Raw genomic sequence first — 16,724 nt, forward strand, 5'->3', positions numbered from 1 at the left:
GGAAGAGTCTATACATGAATCAGCAGATAAAAAAAATTGCAACGGACCTTTTGTATTCGGCAGGAATTACTCCTAATGGAAATGAAGATTGGGACATTCAAATTAACGATGAAGCGTTCTACCAACGTGTTTTTAATGAGGGTTCTTTAGCACTTGGAGAGTCATACATGGATGGATGGTGGGACTGTAAAAGCCTCGACCAATTTTTTACCCGCATACTCCAGGCCCAACTTGATCAAAAAATTAAATCCGATAAATGGTTATGGCCGAAATTAATTTGGCTCAAACTGATTAACCCTCAATCGAAAAAGCATGCCCTGGAAGTGGGTAGAAGTCACTATGACTTGGGAAATGAATTATTTAAATCCATGCTCGATAGCCGCATGAATTACACCTGTGGCTATTGGAAAAGTGCAAATGATCTAGATACCGCACAATTAAATAAATTGGAGTTAAGCTGTCAGAAATTAAAGCTTGAGCCAGGGATGCACGTATTAGATATTGGTTGTGGCTTTGGTGCTTTTGCAAAATATGCTGCGGAACATTATGGAGTCAGTGTTGTTGGGATCACGATATCCAAAGAACAGTTTGTCTATGCAAAACAAAATTGTTCTGGTTTGCCCATAGAAATTCGCTTTCAGGATTATCGCGACATTCATGAACAATTTGATCGTGTCGTTTCTTTAGGGATGTTTGAGCATGTTGGTTATCGAAATTACAGCACCTACATGAAAAAAGTTCGTGATTGTCTCAAAGGTAATGGTTTATTTCTATTGCATACTATTGGTGGAAATGAGACTACAAAAGCAGCAGATCCCTGGATTAATAAATATATTTTTCCTAACGGAATGATTCCCTCCATGGAACAAATCAGCAAGGCTTCTGAAGGATTGTTTGTCATGGAAAACTGGGTTAATTTTGGGGCATATTATGATCATACTTTAATGGCGTGGAATGAGCATTTTGAACAAAATTGGGAACATTTAAAAAAACAATACGACCAGCGGTTTTATCGAATGTGGCGCTATTACTTATTAGCATGCGCAGGTTCTTTTCGTGCGCGAACGAACCAGTTATGGCAAATTGTTTTTTCCAAAAATGGTATTCCAGGAGGATATCAGGAGCCTTTATTTACAGGAATAAAAAAAAGAGGATCTGAAAGCAAAAAAGCGATATCGGATCTCGAATTATCTTGATCGAAAATAAGGAGGGATCCTGTCATGTCGCAGAATCCCTCAAATGTATTGAGTTAGTGCTTCTTGGCAAAAACCATACGTAAATGACTGCTGATTGTCTCGATTGCATTACGACATGCTGGGGTATCAGCAAGATCATTTAACATAAGAAAATCATGAATTGTGCCGTGATGACGAAGTCCAGTAACGGGTACGCCCGCTGCATTAAGCTTGTGCTCGTAGGCTTCGCCTTCATCGCGCAATACATCACATTCACCGTTGATTACCAGTGCAGGCGGTAATCCTTTGAGTTGATCAATCGACGCTTGCAAAGGACAGGCAGTTATTTCTTTTCTTTTTGCTTTATCAGGTAAGTAATTGTCCCAAAACCATTGCATTGCTTTTTTGGTCAACCAAGGGCCATCAGCGAATTCCTTGTAGGAATCATTTTCAAAATTGGCATCAGTCACAGGGTAAATAAGTACTTGATAATCAATTTTGGGGCCGCCACGCTCTTTGGCAAGAAGCGTCATTACTGCGGCCATGTTTCCGCCAACGCTATCACCAGCAACTGCTAAGCGAGAAGAATCAAGATTCAATTCTTTTCCATGTTCTGCAATATATTTCAATGCAGCATAATCTTCTTCAATTTGAGTTGGGTATTGCGCTTCTGGAGCCAAAGAGTAATTGACAAATACGATCGCTGCATGAGCACCTACAGCAAGCTCACGAACAAGACGACCATGAGTTTGCCAATCACCAAAAACCCAACCTGCACCATGATAGAACATGACTACCGGTAGTTTTTCTTTTGATCCTTTGGGACGAACAATGCGGATGTCTAGTTTACCTTTGGTGTGTTGAATAGTACGATCTTCAATATCCACATCAGCTTTTTCTTTTCCTGAAGGCAATTCTTGCAATTTGTCAAAAATGGCCCTGCCTTCTTTTACCGGAAGATCATAAAGTGGTTTACCGCCAGCTTTCTTGATTTTTTCAATGAAAGCCCAGGTTTTTGGTTCTATACGTTTACTTAGATCCATTTTACTTGTCCTCATGGTTGAAGTTTAAAAACACAATTTCACTCGTTCTTCTCAATATGAAATCAGCCGTCACTTTTATTAACGGGACAGAATAAGTATAGACAAATTTATAAACTTTTTGTTTCCTCACTCCACAGGGAAAGAACCATTTTCGGCGTTTCTGTAATCAGGGAAAGAACAGTGCATGTGCGCAATCTTCCAGACTCCCTCTTCTTTTTCTATGGTTAAAGTGCCCCGCAGATGTTCAAATAAATGCTCTTTACCTTCGATGATAATTCGTGCATGACATACTGCTGCAGCCCACAAAGCATTTTCAGGCGTTGGAACAAAGCGAATTATTTCTATTTTACCTTGTTCTGATTGGCTCCAATCCCTTCTTAATTGTTCTTCCATTTCTGTTAAACCGACACGATATTCATCGAGCCCAGAACCCCAAACATTTGTATTTTGGGTAAAAAGGGTGAGCAAAAAAGGCAAGTTTCGTTGCTCATATCCCTTACAAAATTGTTTAAAGAGTTGTTCTGCTGGTTTTTTTTCTGGGATTTTCATAGACTTCTCCTGAATGAATAAAATTGTGGGCGAAGTATAAAAAGAAGAAAAAAAATTGTCTGTCCGTAATGAACACGGACAAATCAATTAAATTAACGTCTTATAACGCTGAGCATGTATACAACATACGCTCCATTTCCATCCGTGAAGAAAAACCTGTGCGTTGTTTCACACGTAACAAGTAGGTATCAATGGTTCGAGGGGAAAGTTCAAGCATCTGGGCAATTTGTTTGTGAGTTGCGCCGTGCAGCAATAATCTGAGACATGTTATTTCTTGAGCAGTGAGGTAAGTGCTGCCGTTTTTTCCAGTAACATAAATTCTGCCTTGCGTCAGGCAAATCTCTTTATAATTTACATCACGATACGCTTCAGGCAAAGAGACAGGATGTTTATTTAGAACCTGGATTAAATCTTTATTTTGCAGATCAAAATCAAAAATAAATTGCTCGATTGCTTTAAATTTATTGAGATAAAAGGAGCCCGGATTTGGGTGTTCATAGGGTAAGGTTACAGCAATCATGTCGTAATAATTTTTACTACGACGGACTAAAGTAAGTCCATTATGCAAATTAAATTTTTCGCGAGCAATTTGTACGGGCGTACTGGGTAATTCCTCATCCCAAAGAAACCAGTATGAATGGTTGTTTTCATGCTCATTTTCAAAGGAAGAAAAAACAACCGGTTCATTATCAGTTTTTTGGAAATATTCAAAGAGGCCTGTATTGTTAGTCAGACAATTAATTGAACCATCTGCAAAACAGCGTAAATATTGAAAATAATTAAATCCGTATGCATCCAATAAATTCTTACTTACTTCCTGGATTTTATTTTTTAATAAAAATATGGGATGGTTTAAGTCAATTTTTAATGACATTTCACTAATGTAACCTGGATTAAGTGAATAAGTTGAATGCTATTTTGTCAGTAATTTTATTATTGATCAAATTGAATTGTATTGTTTCATTACTCTATATTTGATATAAACGTTTGACGAGCAAGGACGTTTTATAAAATAGGAGATTTCGATGCTCAAACAAAAAAGTAACTCAGAAGTGCAGCATAAAAAACTTATGCCGGTAGGCTTCAAACGTCAGATATCAGTTGCATATACGGCTCCAGATGGTCGATTTACTGCTGATGATCCTAATTCTTATACAGGAGAAGAGCGAGTTGCTTATCAAAACGCGCTGCTAAGCCAACATCCGAACACAGGTTATGCAGATGGAATTATAGAAGAAAGACAAAAAAAACTTGGTTTTTTTGCCCCTCAAAAGAAAGAAGGTAATGCTGATAGCGAGACTCCCGGGCCTACCTGCTCAACATAATTTAATAAATTTGAAAGACCAAATACCTCTCTGTTTCGAGAGCATTGAAAGTGTAACTCAACAAGGATGAAACATGGATACACCCAAGCCTGTAACCCCACAAGAAGTGTTCCATGAATTGATCCAACCTACAGGTTTTTTCCCAAATAATCCGCGTTATCCCTTATTGATCTACAAGCAAACACTTGTCATAACAAATCAATCACCACAAGCTATTCAGGATTTGTTATTGCGAAATCATTGGGGTAAATCATGGGTTGATTCAATTTACGACTATCATCATTATCACAGCACCACCCATGAAGTATTAGTTATGATTAAAGGAGAGGGTACAGTCCAATTTGGAGGAGAGAAAGGCAAGATTTATGATGTGAAGCAGGGGGATGTAGTGATCATTCCTGCGGGTGTTGCGCATAAGAGCCTGAGTTTATCCAGGGGGTTTAAGTGCATTGGGGCTTATCCATGGGATGCTGATTTTGATATGAATTATAGAAAAGCAGAAGAGGGTCCGCATGTTGATGAGCATATTGAAAGTGCTGGTTTACCCCAAGGTGATCCGGTGTTTGGAGTGCATGGGCTTTTATTTGATTATTGGAAATAGAACTCTAAAAAAAGTAGATTAAGCATTTTTTTATTTTCCAATTTATTTTTAGCGATTAAGGATGCCTATATTAGATAGGTAAGAACTAAGATCTGTAAACAGATCTTAAATAATTTTATTAAATTATTAGCATTCATGGAGTTTTTTTATGTCTGTAGCTTCAATACGAAAAGTTTATAATATCTACGCTTCGTTTTACGATTTTGTGTTTGGTTCTATTTTTAACCCAGGCCGTTCTTTATGTACCGAGATAGTCAATAACGCTGCAAAGCATAATGCTACCGTGCTTGAAATTGGTATTGGTACTGGCTTGTCTTTGCCGCTTTATCGCCCTGATTTGCAGATTACTGGAATCGATATTTCTGAAAAAATGTTGGAAAAGGCAGAAGAGCAGGTAGTAAAAAATAAGCTGAAAGGGCGGGTGCAATTAAAAGTTATGGATGCTGCTCATTTAGAGTTTCCTGATAACAGCTTTGATTTTATTGTTGCCATGTATGTGGCTTCTGTGGTTCCTGATGTACATGCTTTTCTTCAGGAATTAACGCGTGTTGCCAAGCCTACAGCACAAATTATATTTGTGAACCATTTTGCTTCGGAACAACCGGTAATTCGCTTTTTTGAGAAAACATTTGCGCGTGTTAATGAACTTGTGGGTTTTAAATCCGATTTTTCTGTGCACTCGATTCTTGATTACAAAGCATTAAAGTTGTTGGATTCTCGAAAGACCAATCTATTTGGTTATTGGAAATTACTGCATTGTCAAATTCAGAAAGATAAAGCATCATAAAAAGAAAGAAATTAGTTTTATTTGCTTGCCAAACTTTCTCTAAGTGCCGCACCTCTATCGTTTATCAAAAAACAACGTAAATCTGAGTACTCAGTACTTCAGGTTACTATAGCTGGGAAAAAGCACGCTTAAACCGATTGCATCGAGATAATAATACAAAATATAACTGGCTATTTTTACCAGGAGGTCCCGGCCTAGGGTCTGAATCTTTTACACCCCAAGAAAGCCGGATTATTTTCTGCATTCATAGAGAATAGTCTCGTCATTTTTATCTGGAGATGCAGTCCTATCAAATGCTTTAAGCAAGCGAATTGATTTAAATCCGGCTTCATGTAACAAGTTCAGTAAAACGGATGGGTCATCATAAAGTCGGATTTTATATTCCTCAATTTCAGTTTTTATGAGTTGATTGGCTTCAACTAATTCATATTTGCCAATCGAATAACAAATGGATTCTTCAAGCATAGCCAGCTGACTGAGCAAAATGGTTTGTCCATCGTCACGGTACCAACGTGAACCACGCCAAATGCCTAATTCTTTAGGGACGGCATTTAAAGTTTCAGTTTCAAATACAAAAATACCATCATTTTTTAAATGATGATAAATCATTTTTAATGCTTGCTTCACCACTGCTAAGTTAACGATCAGGCCAAACGAACCACTAGGAATAAAGATTAATCCATATTGCTTTGCCTGGCTGAGCGTTTCAAGATATCCATGCCAGATCCGAGGATTTAACTGTTGTGCTTTTGCTTTAAAATGCAGTGCATCCAACATCGATTGACTGGCATCAAACCCATCGATGGAAAATCCTTCCTTCAGCATAGGAAGAAGAAAACGTCCCGTACCACACATAGGCTCTAAAATAGGGCCCTCTGTTTCCCTTGCATAACTCAAATAAAAATTCCAAGCATCTGATGGTGGAAGGGGTTTGCTCAAGTCATAAACTTGTGTGCATAAACTCAAATAAGTATCTAATGATTTATTCGGCATAGATAGAAACCTTCGTTAGGTATAAAGATTGTTATATCCACTGTTTTTCTCTTTTTTATTGATATTATCTATAATGAATGATGAAGACCAGTACGTTTTATACCCTTAATAATCTTCTGCACTTCTGTACTCCAAAGTCAGGCCATTTTGACTCAAGTTAGCGAAATATACAGCCCTAATCTTCATAGTCATTTAGGTCGAATGCCACTTGCAGGTTTTCCAGCTGCTCTTCAACGACGGTTATTTTTTCAAAGCTGGCAATATGAAACAAAGCCTGGCCAGAATGCACAAGCGGCAACATATTTTCACCAATAATAATTCCAGAAAGTGGTGATTTTAATTTGTATTCTTCCGTACTGGTTGGATTGGCTATAACTGCAATTACTTGTCCCTTAGTGACCCGGTTTCCGGATTTCTTTATGTGTCTTAAGATGCCGCTTATGGGAGCTCTAATCCAATAACTGTTTCTGGATACAGTGGGCGTACATTTTTTTACTCCATATCCACCCAGTTTAATCATTCCTAATTCCCCCATGACACTCAAAATACCATTAATTCCCGTTCTGATTGATAACTCATCAAAACGCAAAGACTCACCTCCTTCATAAACCAAAATAGGGATACCTTGTTCGTTGGCATATTCTCGCATTGAACCGTCTCTAAAGGTCGAATGCAGGATCACAGGGACATTAAAGGCACGGGCTAAGTCTTCGAGCCCTGGCATATCAAGGTTTACTCTAATCTGAGGTAAATTAAAACGATGGTTTGAGCCAGTGTGTAGATCAATTGCGTGGGTTGATTGGGATAAAATTTGTTTGCTTATAATTTCTGCAAGAATGGATGCAAGTGATCCACTTGAACTGCCAGGGAATGATCGATTTAAGTCCCTTCGATCCATTAAATATCGTTCTTGATACAAAAAACCGTATACATTAACAATAGGGATTGCAATGACATTTCCAATGATATTTTTTAGCCCTTTTTTTTTCAAAAAACGTCTGATGATCTCAACGCCATTGATTTCATCGCCATGAATGGCTGCGGTAATACATAATGTCGGTCCTTCTTCTAAGCCATTAATCACATGAATTGGCAAACTAATTGGCGTCCAATCATATAATTTGGGCATAGGTAATAAAACAGTTTTACGTTCCCCAGGTTTGACTTTCACATCACCAATTAAAACGGGTGCTTTGCTACTCATTCTTACTATTTCCTTAAATAAGGTTTATATAACAAAGTGTAGCTTGAATTAAGACAGATATAATAAAACCATTTTAAGGCTTCAGGACATGAGCGTTTTTTGAAGAAGAAAATGAGCGTGGAATTAATACCTTTTACATTTTTTTGATAAATGGCGATGGCTGTTTTCTCAATTTATGGTAATACCGCAAACCCATTCTCTTTTATTGATAAAAGTATTCGGTAAAATATTGAATTAAGAGCCGCCTATACCTACTGAGTGAGTACTATGAGTCTTTTTTTAGAAACAAAAAATTTAATTATTAATGCACCTACATTAGCAGATTTTGATAATTTATACGCCTTACAATCTGATGCTGAGGTAATGGAATATATTGGCCAGGGAGTACGCACACGAGCTGAGGTAATGACTGGATTAGAAAAAGCGATCACGCACTATGAGAAACATAATTTCAGTCTTGGCTGTGTATTTGAAAAAGAAAGCGGGATATTTGTTGGTCGAGCAGGGTTAATTTATCTTGCTTATGATGACAGTCAACCTGATATTGAAGTGGGTTATGCGTTAACTAAAACATCCTGGAATAAAGGTTATGGTATGGAGCTTGCAAGAGCTCTTATTCATTGGGGATTTGCGCATTTATCGATTAAAAAGCTTGTTGGTGTTATTCATCCGGACAATGAGCGTTCTCGCAAGGTATTGGAAAAAGCACAAATGAATTATGTAGGTCGTACGAATTACTGGAATAATGAAGTGGCTATGTACGAAATTCATAAGCCATATATTGATTACAACAACATTAGATTGATTCCTGCAACTTTAGAAGATTACCCTACGATTCAAAATCTAGGCAGGTTTTACGTATATGATATGAGCGAGTATCTTGGTAACCAAGCAGGATGGGAAATTCCAGAGGATGGTTTATATGAATGTATTGATTTTAAAAAATATTGGCAGAATGAAAACTCTTTCCCATTTGTAGTACGTTATGAAAATGAGCTGGTTGGTTTTGTTATAGTGGATAAAAAAGGAAGTGAGCCTGGAGTTGATTTTAATATGGCGCAATTTTTTGTTGTACGAAAATTCAAAAATAAAGGTATTGGCCAATATATTGCAGAACAGTGTTTTAAGAAATTTCCTGGTATATGGGAGGTAATGGTTATGCCTGGTAATGAAGGAGCTTATCGATTTTGGCGAGCCACGATGAAACATTATAGTGGGAATAACTTTACTGAATATACTCGTGAAATTGTGCACTTAAACAACAGTAAGAAAAATATTTTTAGATTTAATAGCCAAATTTAATTTGTGTTTTGTGTAGGGAATTATTTAAATGAAAAAACTAAAGCAAAACATAGCAAATATATATGGGGTAAAGGGGAAACATTGGATTGCTAGTTTACCAGCCACTGTCGCGGCACTTACAGACTATTGGAACTTAAGTCAGGTAATCCCTGTTCCCAATATGACGTTCAATTATGTTGCCAAAGCAATTTTAAATATTAATCAGCCTGTCGTTTTAAAAATTAGTTATGATAAAAAAAATATTGTAAATGAAAAACGGGCTTTGATGAATCTTGACCATCAAGGCTCAATTAAGCTGATTGATTATAACGGCAAATATAATGCGTTATTATTACAACAAGCAATTCCTGGTATTACGCTTAAATCGTTATATCCTGCTCAAATCGATTATGTGATGGAATGTTACGTAAAGACCATGCGAAAGCTTCATAATAAGCATCTACCTAAAAAACAGAATGATTACCATATTGCTGATTGGCTAAAAGCGCTGGATACTCCCACATCGAGACAAATCCCCACACCTATATTAAATAGAGCGATTGATTTGAGAAATAAATTGCTCTCTTCACTGAAGTCACTTGTTTTTCTACATGGTGATTTGCATCATGACAACATCTTAAAACATGGCAATGAATGGTTAGCTATTGATCCTAAAGGTGTAGTCGGCGAGGCAGAATTTGAAATTGCGGCCTTTGATTTCATGTACATTGCTGAGCTTGCAACTACAGCTAATGTAAAAAAAATATTTGCGGAACGAATTAATTTACTTGCACAAAAATCAAATCTTGACGTCCAACGAATCAAGGACTGGGTGTTTGTACGATTGGTTTTGATGGCAGCCTGGTTAATTGAAGATAACGACGATCCAAGCTGGGCTATAAAACTTGCTGAGCTCTTGTCTAATGATGAGGTTAGCATATAAATATTCGTTTTTTTCTGCAAGCTAAGTTGACAATTTTGGTCATTATGTTTAAAATTTGTTCTTTTAATTTGGTTTAATCATAGTTGAATCAAAAATAAATAGAAAGAATACAATTGCTGAGAATTGCTTGGAAGAGTAAAACCTACATTGTTGCATGTTTTAAACCATCAAAAAATGAAGCGTGTTATCTTTGTATCAAGGAAAACTCAAACTGAAACAATCAAAGCTATTGTTCCTACGGGATTTATTCATCACTGTATTCTCTAAGTTTGAGTGAAACTTAACAAATTAAGGATAGGAACATGTTTTTAAAGGCACTATTTAGACCTCAACCCAAAGAACATTCTGTGATTAAAGACGTATATAGCGAATATAGACCAAACTGGCTTGTAGGGGCTTATACTGGAGATGGATGGCGCTATCAAAGCATGGGAAAAACATTAGAATGGGTCACTGATTTACAAAAGTCCATGGAATTACAAAAACAGGCACAAGAGAATTTAAGTCAATGGGAACAAAAAAAATCCTCTTCACCTAAGTCAGTTGTAGTAGTTAATCAAGATTGGGGGCTTGCGACACTTGAAGCAACTAAAAAACACGGTGTGCCTTACTCTGTGCTCAATATGGCAAATCCAGTTTTCCCGGGGGGCGCTGTCTTGGAAGGAGGGAGTGCCCAAGAAGAAAATATGTGGCATCGAAGTACCTGTGTCCAATCTTTACTGGATAAAATTGTTTATTTAGATAAGGACTCTAAGACATTTCGCTATAATGAAACGGCAAGCAAACTGTTAGAAGCTAAGATAAAAATGACCGATGAGGAGTGCGCAACTTTAAAAGATTCCCTCAATGAAACAGATGCTCAGGGATATAAAGTATTATTTAACCGAAAACCCAGAGTATGCTTCCGAGGACCGGAAATAACTTTTCCTTCTGATTTTAATGATTTTACACCAACTGGTTATATTGCCGACAGTACACTGAGTTATTCTTTTCTTCCCAAATCTGATATTTTTCCATTCTATGAATTAAGATCTGCTGCTCCGGAACTTTCCTCGACGCCACATGAGTTAGATGACGAGGCACTAGAACACTACACAGCAGATTTGCGACGACGTATTGCAGCTCAATTTAATACCTTAATTCTTGAGGGAAAACGCAATGTGATTTTAGGTGCTTGGGGCTGTGGGGAGTTTAAAAATGATCCCAAAATAGTGGCACAGATATATAGCGAAGAAATTGAAAAACGAGCTCAATTCTTTGACCATATTGTGTTCCCCATACTGAACACGGGTTTGCATGATAATCATGCTATTTTTGCTCAACACCTCGACGGTATGAAGCTTGATAGAACTACACATTTTATTGATAAGACTTTTAACTTAATGCAAACGCGTTGTTAGGCACACTAAAAAATGATAATACTTCAGATCCCTAGTTAAGCGAAGGGTTTTCTCGCGCAGGATTACGATAATTTATGCAGAAATACAGCGTTAAATTAACCTCAAATGGCATGACCTTGCTCTGGATACAACTTTTTGATTTATTGAGTTAATTCTAATATGTAAGTACACCAAATCATATCTCGAACTTTGAAAAATTTACCTTTTCAGTGAGCTGCATGTTTTCAGGTATGGGTAAATCATACTCCTCCAAAAAAGACTTAAGATCATTACCAATATTTATCGTTGAGTTTGCATTATAATCAAAAGAAGTGTATTTACCATTTTCATAAGTATACATGCCGATAATATGTTCTCCTGGTACACCACCGGGCACTAAATATTCACTATCAGTTAATGCATGTTGACTCTCTTTATATACACTTAATGATTGAATGGCTCGTTCTGGTTTATACATTACATAAATATAACGCTTTTCCTTTGCTGCTACTTCCTCAGGAAATTTAAGTGCTCGTTCAAGATCATCTGTAGCAGAAATAAAAATGGTTGGCTTTCGATGATCAATATATTCTTTGTAACTATCAGAATGATTAACCCATGGCTTCATCCCAGAGTGAAATAAATCTTCATTTTTCTTTTGGGCTGATACTTTGCTTTGTTCTGATTGTATTGGGCCCTCTTGGAAAACATGCAGTGCAGCATCTTTAGATGGATCACCTGAGTGATGGCGACTATCTGCTCGAAATAGTAGCTGTTTACCAGGATTCACTGTTTTTTTATATTCGTTGTTTCTTACCACATTTTTAATGTGTGGTTGTTCCTCAGCAGTTAATTGGAAACTACCTACGATTTCACCAGATTCAATCGCGCGCGGTACCAAACTCTGCTCCGGAGTTGGGTTGTTCGGAAAATTATTCATATTTATTATTGCTGGGGAGAAAACATCAACCACATAAGCATATTGATATTGCTGTGCTTTTTTTAAATCTAATTGATTATGTGCGAGGATATACATACTTGACTTGCCTCCAACAGTAGTACTCAATGTACCTTCAAAGAGTGCTCGATCGAATCCACCCGCTTTGAATCCTTGTTGAAACACTTGCGATGGAGGTTCATTACTAAAAATATACGCTATTGTTCTATTTTCAGAAACTTTAAGCTGTAATTGTGATTTTAAAAGTTGTTCTTGTCGCTCCGTGTGTAATAAGTCAGCCACTAAGCTTGGAGGTTTGAAAAGAACACTATTTCTTTCTTTAATTAAGTTTAATAATTTATTTTGAACCTCATTGATCAAGATATTTTTCTCATGATCGGAAAGGTCAGCTAAATTTTTTAATTGAGCGAGCGTTTCATAAAAATGAGTTGTAATAGGATCTCTAGAAAGACTTTTGAATATTTTAAAAGTACTTAATTTTTCTTTAGCATTTGTTAAAAAATCTGGGTCGCTATTTAATGCATCCTCTGCTCTTTTTCCTAATTCAACTAACACGCGTATTTTACTTGATAAGTCGTTACCAAAGGGGTTTTTCTTAAGCTCCTCGAAAAGTTGCTTCATAGAGGAAATATTTTTAGGAAGTTCTAGAGTACTGGGAATAATACCTTTCCAAAATGAGCTGGCTGCATCGGAGGCTATTAAGAAATGAATAACTTTATATAATCCCTCCAGTTTATTTAAATCAATCATAGATATAATGTAATTATATAAATAATAACTCTAGTATAGGTTATTTTTTTCATTATTTTGAAAAACATAAATCAAATTGGGCATAAATTCATCTAATGTGGGGGTGTGGGAATACTTACTGGATGAAAAACAGTGGTTCTTAAAAGGCTTGGGCTGTGCGCAAAGAATTTAGAGTATTCCACAAATGATCGTTTACCTAAGATATATTCATTAAGGTCTTAAGACTGTGAATGGCGTTTGAACAACTCATTTTCTTCTAACTTGTCTTTTTCTATTGCAAAATCCATTAAAGTATCTTTATTGAAAAGGCTAGTTTGTTTGGAATTAAGAAGGAAAAGGAGTTAAAAGATATGCTTTACTCCTCTGCCTCCTATCGGCAATCCGGCTAGACTACTAGATTGAACCTATTCTGTTGCATGCGCTCTGAATCAATATAGTTTTTTATTGGTTTCAATTTTATCAATTTCATCATGTTCAATTGCAGGAACTCTTTTGGATCAACAAAATATTTGTGGTAATAAAAGAGACATAAATCTTTTCTTTTTTGAGCAGCAGAAGATCTATAGTTCAAAAATCAATGTACTTAGTAAAATTAACACCGCAGTTCAAAAGAGTGGTTGCTGTTCTCATCATCAGGGAGTGTGCGGATGTCAGGATGGACGTTCATATTGTTGTGACGGAACAATTTCCCCCTCTTGTGATTGTTAAAATTATATGAGTACTATTCCACTGTTATCTATGAAATCTAAACATGGTTTTTTGTCGATAAATCAGTAAGATGTAAATTTAGTGAGTCTATACTTATTAAAAAAAGAAGAATCATTTCAGGGAAATAATATGTCACTGAGACATCGCTTGGCCCAAGAATTAGATCCAAGTTTAAAGCAAACACCAGGCTTATCTTTTACCAATAAGATAATTGTTGTTGTTATTCTTTGCTCTCTGTTTTTAGCAATTATAGAAACAGAACGTTCAATTTATCACAATCATGAGTGGATGTTTTTCATAACTGAATGGATTGTTACTATTATTTTTGCGATTGAGTATATTGCTCGTGTATGGGTTTGCGTAGAGAGCCCCAGCTGTATAAGTCGCATTCGCTATATGCTTACACCTGCCGCAATTTTAGATCTTTTGACTGTACTTTTAATTTTACTTACAACGTTGGGTACAGAAGGTTTTATTTTGAGATTAGCACGGCTTCTAAGGGTTTTAAGGATTGCTAAATTGGGGCGTTACTCAGTGGCAATGCAGAATATTGGTCAGGCTATTTATCTGAGACGTTTTGAGTTAATTATTAGTTTTGGAATAGGTGTTTTCGCACTTATTTTATCTTCTTCGATATTGTATATCGTTGAAGGTGACATACAGCCAGATTATTTTGGAAGCATACCCAGAGCCATGTGGTGGTCTGTTGCTACATTAACAACGGTTGGATATGGGGATGTTTATCCTATTACTGCTATAGGTAGGTTTTTTGGTGCAATTACTGCGGTTGTAGGCATTGGATTAATTGCTATGCCAACCGGAATACTGGCAGCCTCATTTAGTGATGCGATTCAAAACATTAAGAATAATCATTCGGAGAAAGATTAATGGCACTGCGATTTCAGAAAAGAGTTACATTAATCCCTGGAGTTAGACTGAATTTTGGAAAAAAGGGGTTAGTTTATCCCATTGGGGCCTCGAGGTAGTTCAATGAATGTGGGGAGTAAAGGGATTCATGGGAATCTAGGTACTGGTTTATCTATTAGAGAGCGACTTGAGGGCCGGATGATTTTCCGCAGGAAAAATATAAGGCCATACGAAAAGGCGTCAGTCATTGGGGGGCGTAGATTTTGAGCCCCGAAGGGGGATCAAAATCAAGGGGGACCAGGACGTCCATTAAGCTCTTGCTGCTCACAGGTGTGAGAACAGTTGAGTTGCGCCTCGCCAGTTGGCATGAAATTGATTTTGAGGCCTCTTTATGGACGATCCCCGCTTTGCATTCCAAAGGCAGCATCATTCATAAAGTCCACCTGAGCCAGTTAGCCAAATCACTTTTTTTGCAACTCAAGCCTTTAAGCCATTCCGATTACGTACTCATTGGCGTCGATGGATTGCATCCTATAACGGAGAATGCTCTTCCAAGAGCGATAAAACGAATTCAAGAAAAGGTTGGTATACCAGATTGGACTGCCCACGATTTACGTCGTACTTTTGCTACCCAGCTTGGTGAAACGTTACAAATCGACCCAGTTGTTATTGAGAAATGTCTAGGGCACAAAATGCCAAGAATTATGGCAACTTATAATCGAAATGAAATGCTGCCTCAACGCAAAGACGCTTTAAATAAATGGGCTGAATGTCTAGAAAACCTTGTCAATGACAATATAATCTATTTCAAAAACAATAAGCAGGCTAACGCATGAACAAAAGACCTCACATTCCCGATACTTTACCCATAGGCAATTTGGATTGGGAGAGTATAAATGCCTATTCCAGTAAAGCGTCCTTATCAATTGCTCGTTATGATGGAACGCTTGCAGGAATGATCAACGCTGCTGTATTACTATCTCCCATAACCAACCGTGAAGCAGTTTTATCATCGAAAATAGAAGGTACACAAGCCTCTTTAGTCGAAGTGCTCCAGGAAGAAGCCGGTGAAAAATTTGATGATGCCAAAATGGGGGATATCAAAGAAATCAGAAACTATCGCCATGCTTTGCTCCTTGCTGAAGAATATATTCTTCAAAGACCTATCTCCCTACAACTCATCAGGCAGCTCCATGAGGTATTGATGGAAGACGTCCGCGGTGGAGATAAAACCCCTGGAGCTTTTAGGAAAGAGCAAAACTGGATCGGAAAAAAAGGCACACCAATAGAACAAGCACGCTATATCCCGCCAGAAATTACTATCATGAAAGAAGCTTTGGATAACTTGGAGCAGTTTGTTCGCTCAGACTATCAAGATCCCTTAGTGCAGCTAGCTATTATTCATGCTCAATTTGAGATCATTCACCCATTTCTTGATGGTAATGGTCGCTTGGGACGAATGTTAATTCCTCTTTTTCTCTATCAAAAAGGTGTTTTGCAAAGACCCATGTTTTATTTAAGTGAGTATTTAGAAGCAAATGATAGTCTTTATAGGGATAAGTTGCTTGCTGTTACCGAGCAAGGGGACTGGCTCAGTTGGATTCAATTCTTCTTGGCAGCGATCTATGAACAATCAGAACAGAATATTAAAAAGGCTAAAAGCATTCATGCATTATACGATCGAATGAAAGCGGAGTTTAGTACTGCTACAAATTCGCAATATGCTATAGCAATACTCGATACTTTTTTTGCAAAACCGATCATTAATGCAAGCGATGTTGCAAAAAACTCTGGCATTGAAAATCGAGGTACAGCAAACACTTTATTAAAGTTGCTTGACTCGCATCAATTGATTAAACAAATCAAGCCTTCACAAGGTAGAAATCCTGCCATTTATGCATTTCCTTCTTTACTGAACATAGCCGAAGGGAAAAAGATTTTTTGACGGCCTATCGTACACAAACCAAGTTGCGTACGATTTTTTTATTTTTACTGTACACAAGTTCGTTTGTGTATGCTCTATCATACACAAACCACTTTGCGTACGATTTATTTAAAAATAACGTACACAAAAAATATCAATATCATTTAATATCAATTAATATCAGTATTTGAAAAGCTATTGATCGATGCAATTTCCTTACTACAATGAAACCATAAA

General features: G+C 37.0%; 16 protein-coding genes and 1 pseudogene. 11 read left to right on the plus strand and 6 right to left on the minus strand.

Going from position 1 to position 16,724, the window contains the following annotated elements; all coding sequences use genetic code 11:
- Nucleotides 1-14: 14 nt before the first annotated feature.
- Nucleotides 15-1,196, plus strand: a complete 1,182-nt coding sequence (gene cfa, locus Ltuc_RS01510; protein ID WP_058519598.1) for a cyclopropane fatty acyl phospholipid synthase — start codon at nucleotides 15-17, stop codon at nucleotides 1,194-1,196.
- Between the two features lie 53 nt (nucleotides 1,197-1,249).
- Here cfa and Ltuc_RS01515 read toward each other — a convergent pair whose 3' ends face one another.
- The 3 genes from Ltuc_RS01515 to Ltuc_RS01525 form a co-directional block, all read right to left on the minus strand.
- Nucleotides 1,250-2,218 carry an alpha/beta hydrolase gene (locus tag Ltuc_RS01515; protein WP_058519599.1) on the minus strand — a complete coding sequence of 323 codons (969 nt, stop codon included), beginning with the start codon at nucleotides 2,216-2,218 and terminating at the stop codon, nucleotides 1,250-1,252.
- Between the two features lie 126 nt (nucleotides 2,219-2,344).
- Nucleotides 2,345-2,767, minus strand: a complete 423-nt coding sequence (locus Ltuc_RS14805) for a nuclear transport factor 2 family protein (RefSeq protein ID WP_065236200.1) — start codon at nucleotides 2,765-2,767, stop codon at nucleotides 2,345-2,347.
- 100 nt (nucleotides 2,768-2,867) lie between these two features.
- Nucleotides 2,868-3,641: a helix-turn-helix transcriptional regulator gene (locus tag Ltuc_RS01525; protein ID WP_058519600.1), complete on the minus strand. Its 774-nt coding sequence runs from the start codon at nucleotides 3,639-3,641 to the stop codon at nucleotides 2,868-2,870.
- Between the two features lie 151 nt (nucleotides 3,642-3,792).
- Between Ltuc_RS01525 and Ltuc_RS01530 the strand changes: the two genes are divergently transcribed.
- The 3 genes from Ltuc_RS01530 to pmtA all read left to right on the plus strand — a co-directional run bounded on the left by Ltuc_RS01530 (nucleotide 3,793) and on the right by pmtA (nucleotide 5,480).
- On the plus strand, nucleotides 3,793-4,092 hold the full coding sequence (locus tag Ltuc_RS01530; protein ID WP_058519601.1) for a hypothetical protein: 300 nt from the start codon (nucleotides 3,793-3,795) through the stop codon (nucleotides 4,090-4,092).
- Between the two features lie 73 nt (nucleotides 4,093-4,165).
- Nucleotides 4,166-4,693, plus strand: coding sequence for a cupin domain-containing protein (locus Ltuc_RS01535; protein WP_058519602.1), 528 nt, complete (start codon nucleotides 4,166-4,168; stop codon nucleotides 4,691-4,693).
- Between the two features lie 148 nt (nucleotides 4,694-4,841).
- Nucleotides 4,842-5,480 carry a phospholipid N-methyltransferase PmtA gene (gene pmtA, locus Ltuc_RS01540; RefSeq protein WP_058519603.1) on the plus strand — a complete coding sequence of 213 codons (639 nt, stop codon included), beginning with the start codon at nucleotides 4,842-4,844 and terminating at the stop codon, nucleotides 5,478-5,480.
- 231 nt (nucleotides 5,481-5,711) lie between these two features.
- Here pmtA and Ltuc_RS01545 read toward each other — a convergent pair whose 3' ends face one another.
- Both Ltuc_RS01545 and Ltuc_RS01550 read right to left on the minus strand, forming a co-directional pair.
- A complete protein-coding gene (locus Ltuc_RS01545) occupies nucleotides 5,712-6,473 on the minus strand; it encodes a class I SAM-dependent methyltransferase (protein WP_058519604.1) in 762 nt (253 codons plus the stop codon).
- Between the two features lie 175 nt (nucleotides 6,474-6,648).
- The gene (locus tag Ltuc_RS01550) at nucleotides 6,649-7,677 is read right to left on the minus strand and encodes a succinylglutamate desuccinylase/aspartoacylase family protein (RefSeq protein ID WP_058519605.1); all 1,029 of its coding nucleotides are present in this window, start codon (nucleotides 7,675-7,677) and stop codon (nucleotides 6,649-6,651) included.
- Between the two features lie 267 nt (nucleotides 7,678-7,944).
- On the opposite strand from Ltuc_RS01550, the gene Ltuc_RS01555 reads away from it, so the two are divergent.
- From Ltuc_RS01555 to Ltuc_RS01565, 3 genes are all read left to right on the plus strand, one after another.
- Entirely contained in the window at nucleotides 7,945-8,979 is a 1,035-nt protein-coding gene (locus tag Ltuc_RS01555; protein ID WP_058519606.1) for a GNAT family N-acetyltransferase, read from the plus strand.
- Nucleotides 8,980-9,007: 28 nt separating this feature from the next.
- Nucleotides 9,008-9,901: an aminoglycoside phosphotransferase family protein gene (locus Ltuc_RS01560; protein ID WP_058519607.1), complete on the plus strand. Its 894-nt coding sequence runs from the start codon at nucleotides 9,008-9,010 to the stop codon at nucleotides 9,899-9,901.
- A 302-nt stretch (nucleotides 9,902-10,203) separates the two neighbouring features.
- On the plus strand, nucleotides 10,204-11,301 hold the full coding sequence (locus tag Ltuc_RS01565; RefSeq protein ID WP_058519608.1) for a poly(ADP-ribose) glycohydrolase domain-containing protein: 1,098 nt from the start codon (nucleotides 10,204-10,206) through the stop codon (nucleotides 11,299-11,301).
- A gap of 175 nt (nucleotides 11,302-11,476) precedes the next feature.
- On the opposite strand, the gene Ltuc_RS01570 is transcribed toward Ltuc_RS01565, so the two are convergent.
- Nucleotides 11,477-12,988, minus strand: coding sequence for a hypothetical protein (locus Ltuc_RS01570; protein WP_058519609.1), 1,512 nt, complete (start codon nucleotides 12,986-12,988; stop codon nucleotides 11,477-11,479).
- An 837-nt stretch (nucleotides 12,989-13,825) separates the two neighbouring features.
- Here Ltuc_RS01570 and Ltuc_RS01575 point away from each other — a divergent pair.
- From Ltuc_RS01575 to Ltuc_RS01585, 4 genes and pseudogenes are all read left to right on the plus strand, one after another.
- Nucleotides 13,826-14,584: a potassium channel family protein gene (locus Ltuc_RS01575; protein WP_058519610.1), complete on the plus strand. Its 759-nt coding sequence runs from the start codon at nucleotides 13,826-13,828 to the stop codon at nucleotides 14,582-14,584.
- Nucleotides 14,584-14,682, plus strand: a complete 99-nt coding sequence (locus tag Ltuc_RS15840; protein ID WP_133138378.1) for a DUF4236 domain-containing protein — start codon at nucleotides 14,584-14,586, stop codon at nucleotides 14,680-14,682. The genes Ltuc_RS01575 and Ltuc_RS15840 overlap by 1 nt, the downstream gene beginning before the upstream one ends.
- Nucleotides 14,683-14,844: 162 nt before the next feature.
- Nucleotides 14,845-15,399: pseudogene (locus tag Ltuc_RS01580) on the plus strand (tyrosine-type recombinase/integrase); the annotation flags it as partial.
- A complete protein-coding gene (locus Ltuc_RS01585) occupies nucleotides 15,396-16,508 on the plus strand; it encodes a Fic family protein (RefSeq protein ID WP_058519611.1) in 1,113 nt (370 codons plus the stop codon). The pseudogene Ltuc_RS01580 and the gene Ltuc_RS01585, both read left to right, overlap by 4 nt.
- Nucleotides 16,509-16,724: the final 216 nt, after the last annotated feature.

The organism is Legionella tucsonensis (assembly GCF_001468035.1).
Taxonomy (GTDB): domain Bacteria; phylum Pseudomonadota; class Gammaproteobacteria; order Legionellales; family Legionellaceae; genus Legionella; species Legionella tucsonensis.

Bases quoted from the DNA above. Each gene is read 5' to 3' on its own strand.
- cfa (WP_058519598.1), top strand. From the start codon at position 15: ATGAATCAGCAGATAAAAAAAATTGCAACGGACCTTTTGTATTCGGCA.
- Ltuc_RS01570 (WP_058519609.1), bottom strand. From the start codon at position 12,988: ATGATTGATTTAAATAAACTGGAGGGATTATATAAAGTTATTCATTTC.
- Ltuc_RS15840 (WP_133138378.1), top strand. From the start codon at position 14,584: ATGGCACTGCGATTTCAGAAAAGAGTTACATTAATCCCTGGAGTTAGA.
- pmtA (WP_058519603.1), top strand. From the start codon at position 4,842: ATGTCTGTAGCTTCAATACGAAAAGTTTATAATATCTACGCTTCGTTT.
- Ltuc_RS01555 (WP_058519606.1), top strand. From the start codon at position 7,945: ATGAGTCTTTTTTTAGAAACAAAAAATTTAATTATTAATGCACCTACA.
- Ltuc_RS01565 (WP_058519608.1), top strand. From the start codon at position 10,204: ATGTTTTTAAAGGCACTATTTAGACCTCAACCCAAAGAACATTCTGTG.
- Ltuc_RS01515 (WP_058519599.1), bottom strand. From the start codon at position 2,218: ATGGATCTAAGTAAACGTATAGAACCAAAAACCTGGGCTTTCATTGAA.
- Ltuc_RS01585 (WP_058519611.1), top strand. From the start codon at position 15,396: ATGAACAAAAGACCTCACATTCCCGATACTTTACCCATAGGCAATTTG.
- Ltuc_RS01550 (WP_058519605.1), bottom strand. From the start codon at position 7,677: ATGAGTAGCAAAGCACCCGTTTTAATTGGTGATGTGAAAGTCAAACCT.
- Ltuc_RS01560 (WP_058519607.1), top strand. From the start codon at position 9,008: ATGAAAAAACTAAAGCAAAACATAGCAAATATATATGGGGTAAAGGGG.
- Ltuc_RS01575 (WP_058519610.1), top strand. From the start codon at position 13,826: ATGTCACTGAGACATCGCTTGGCCCAAGAATTAGATCCAAGTTTAAAG.
- Ltuc_RS14805 (WP_065236200.1), bottom strand. From the start codon at position 2,767: ATGAAAATCCCAGAAAAAAAACCAGCAGAACAACTCTTTAAACAATTT.
- Ltuc_RS01535 (WP_058519602.1), top strand. From the start codon at position 4,166: ATGGATACACCCAAGCCTGTAACCCCACAAGAAGTGTTCCATGAATTG.
- Ltuc_RS01530 (WP_058519601.1), top strand. From the start codon at position 3,793: ATGCTCAAACAAAAAAGTAACTCAGAAGTGCAGCATAAAAAACTTATG.
- Ltuc_RS01525 (WP_058519600.1), bottom strand. From the start codon at position 3,641: ATGTCATTAAAAATTGACTTAAACCATCCCATATTTTTATTAAAAAAT.
- Ltuc_RS01545 (WP_058519604.1), bottom strand. From the start codon at position 6,473: ATGCCGAATAAATCATTAGATACTTATTTGAGTTTATGCACACAAGTT.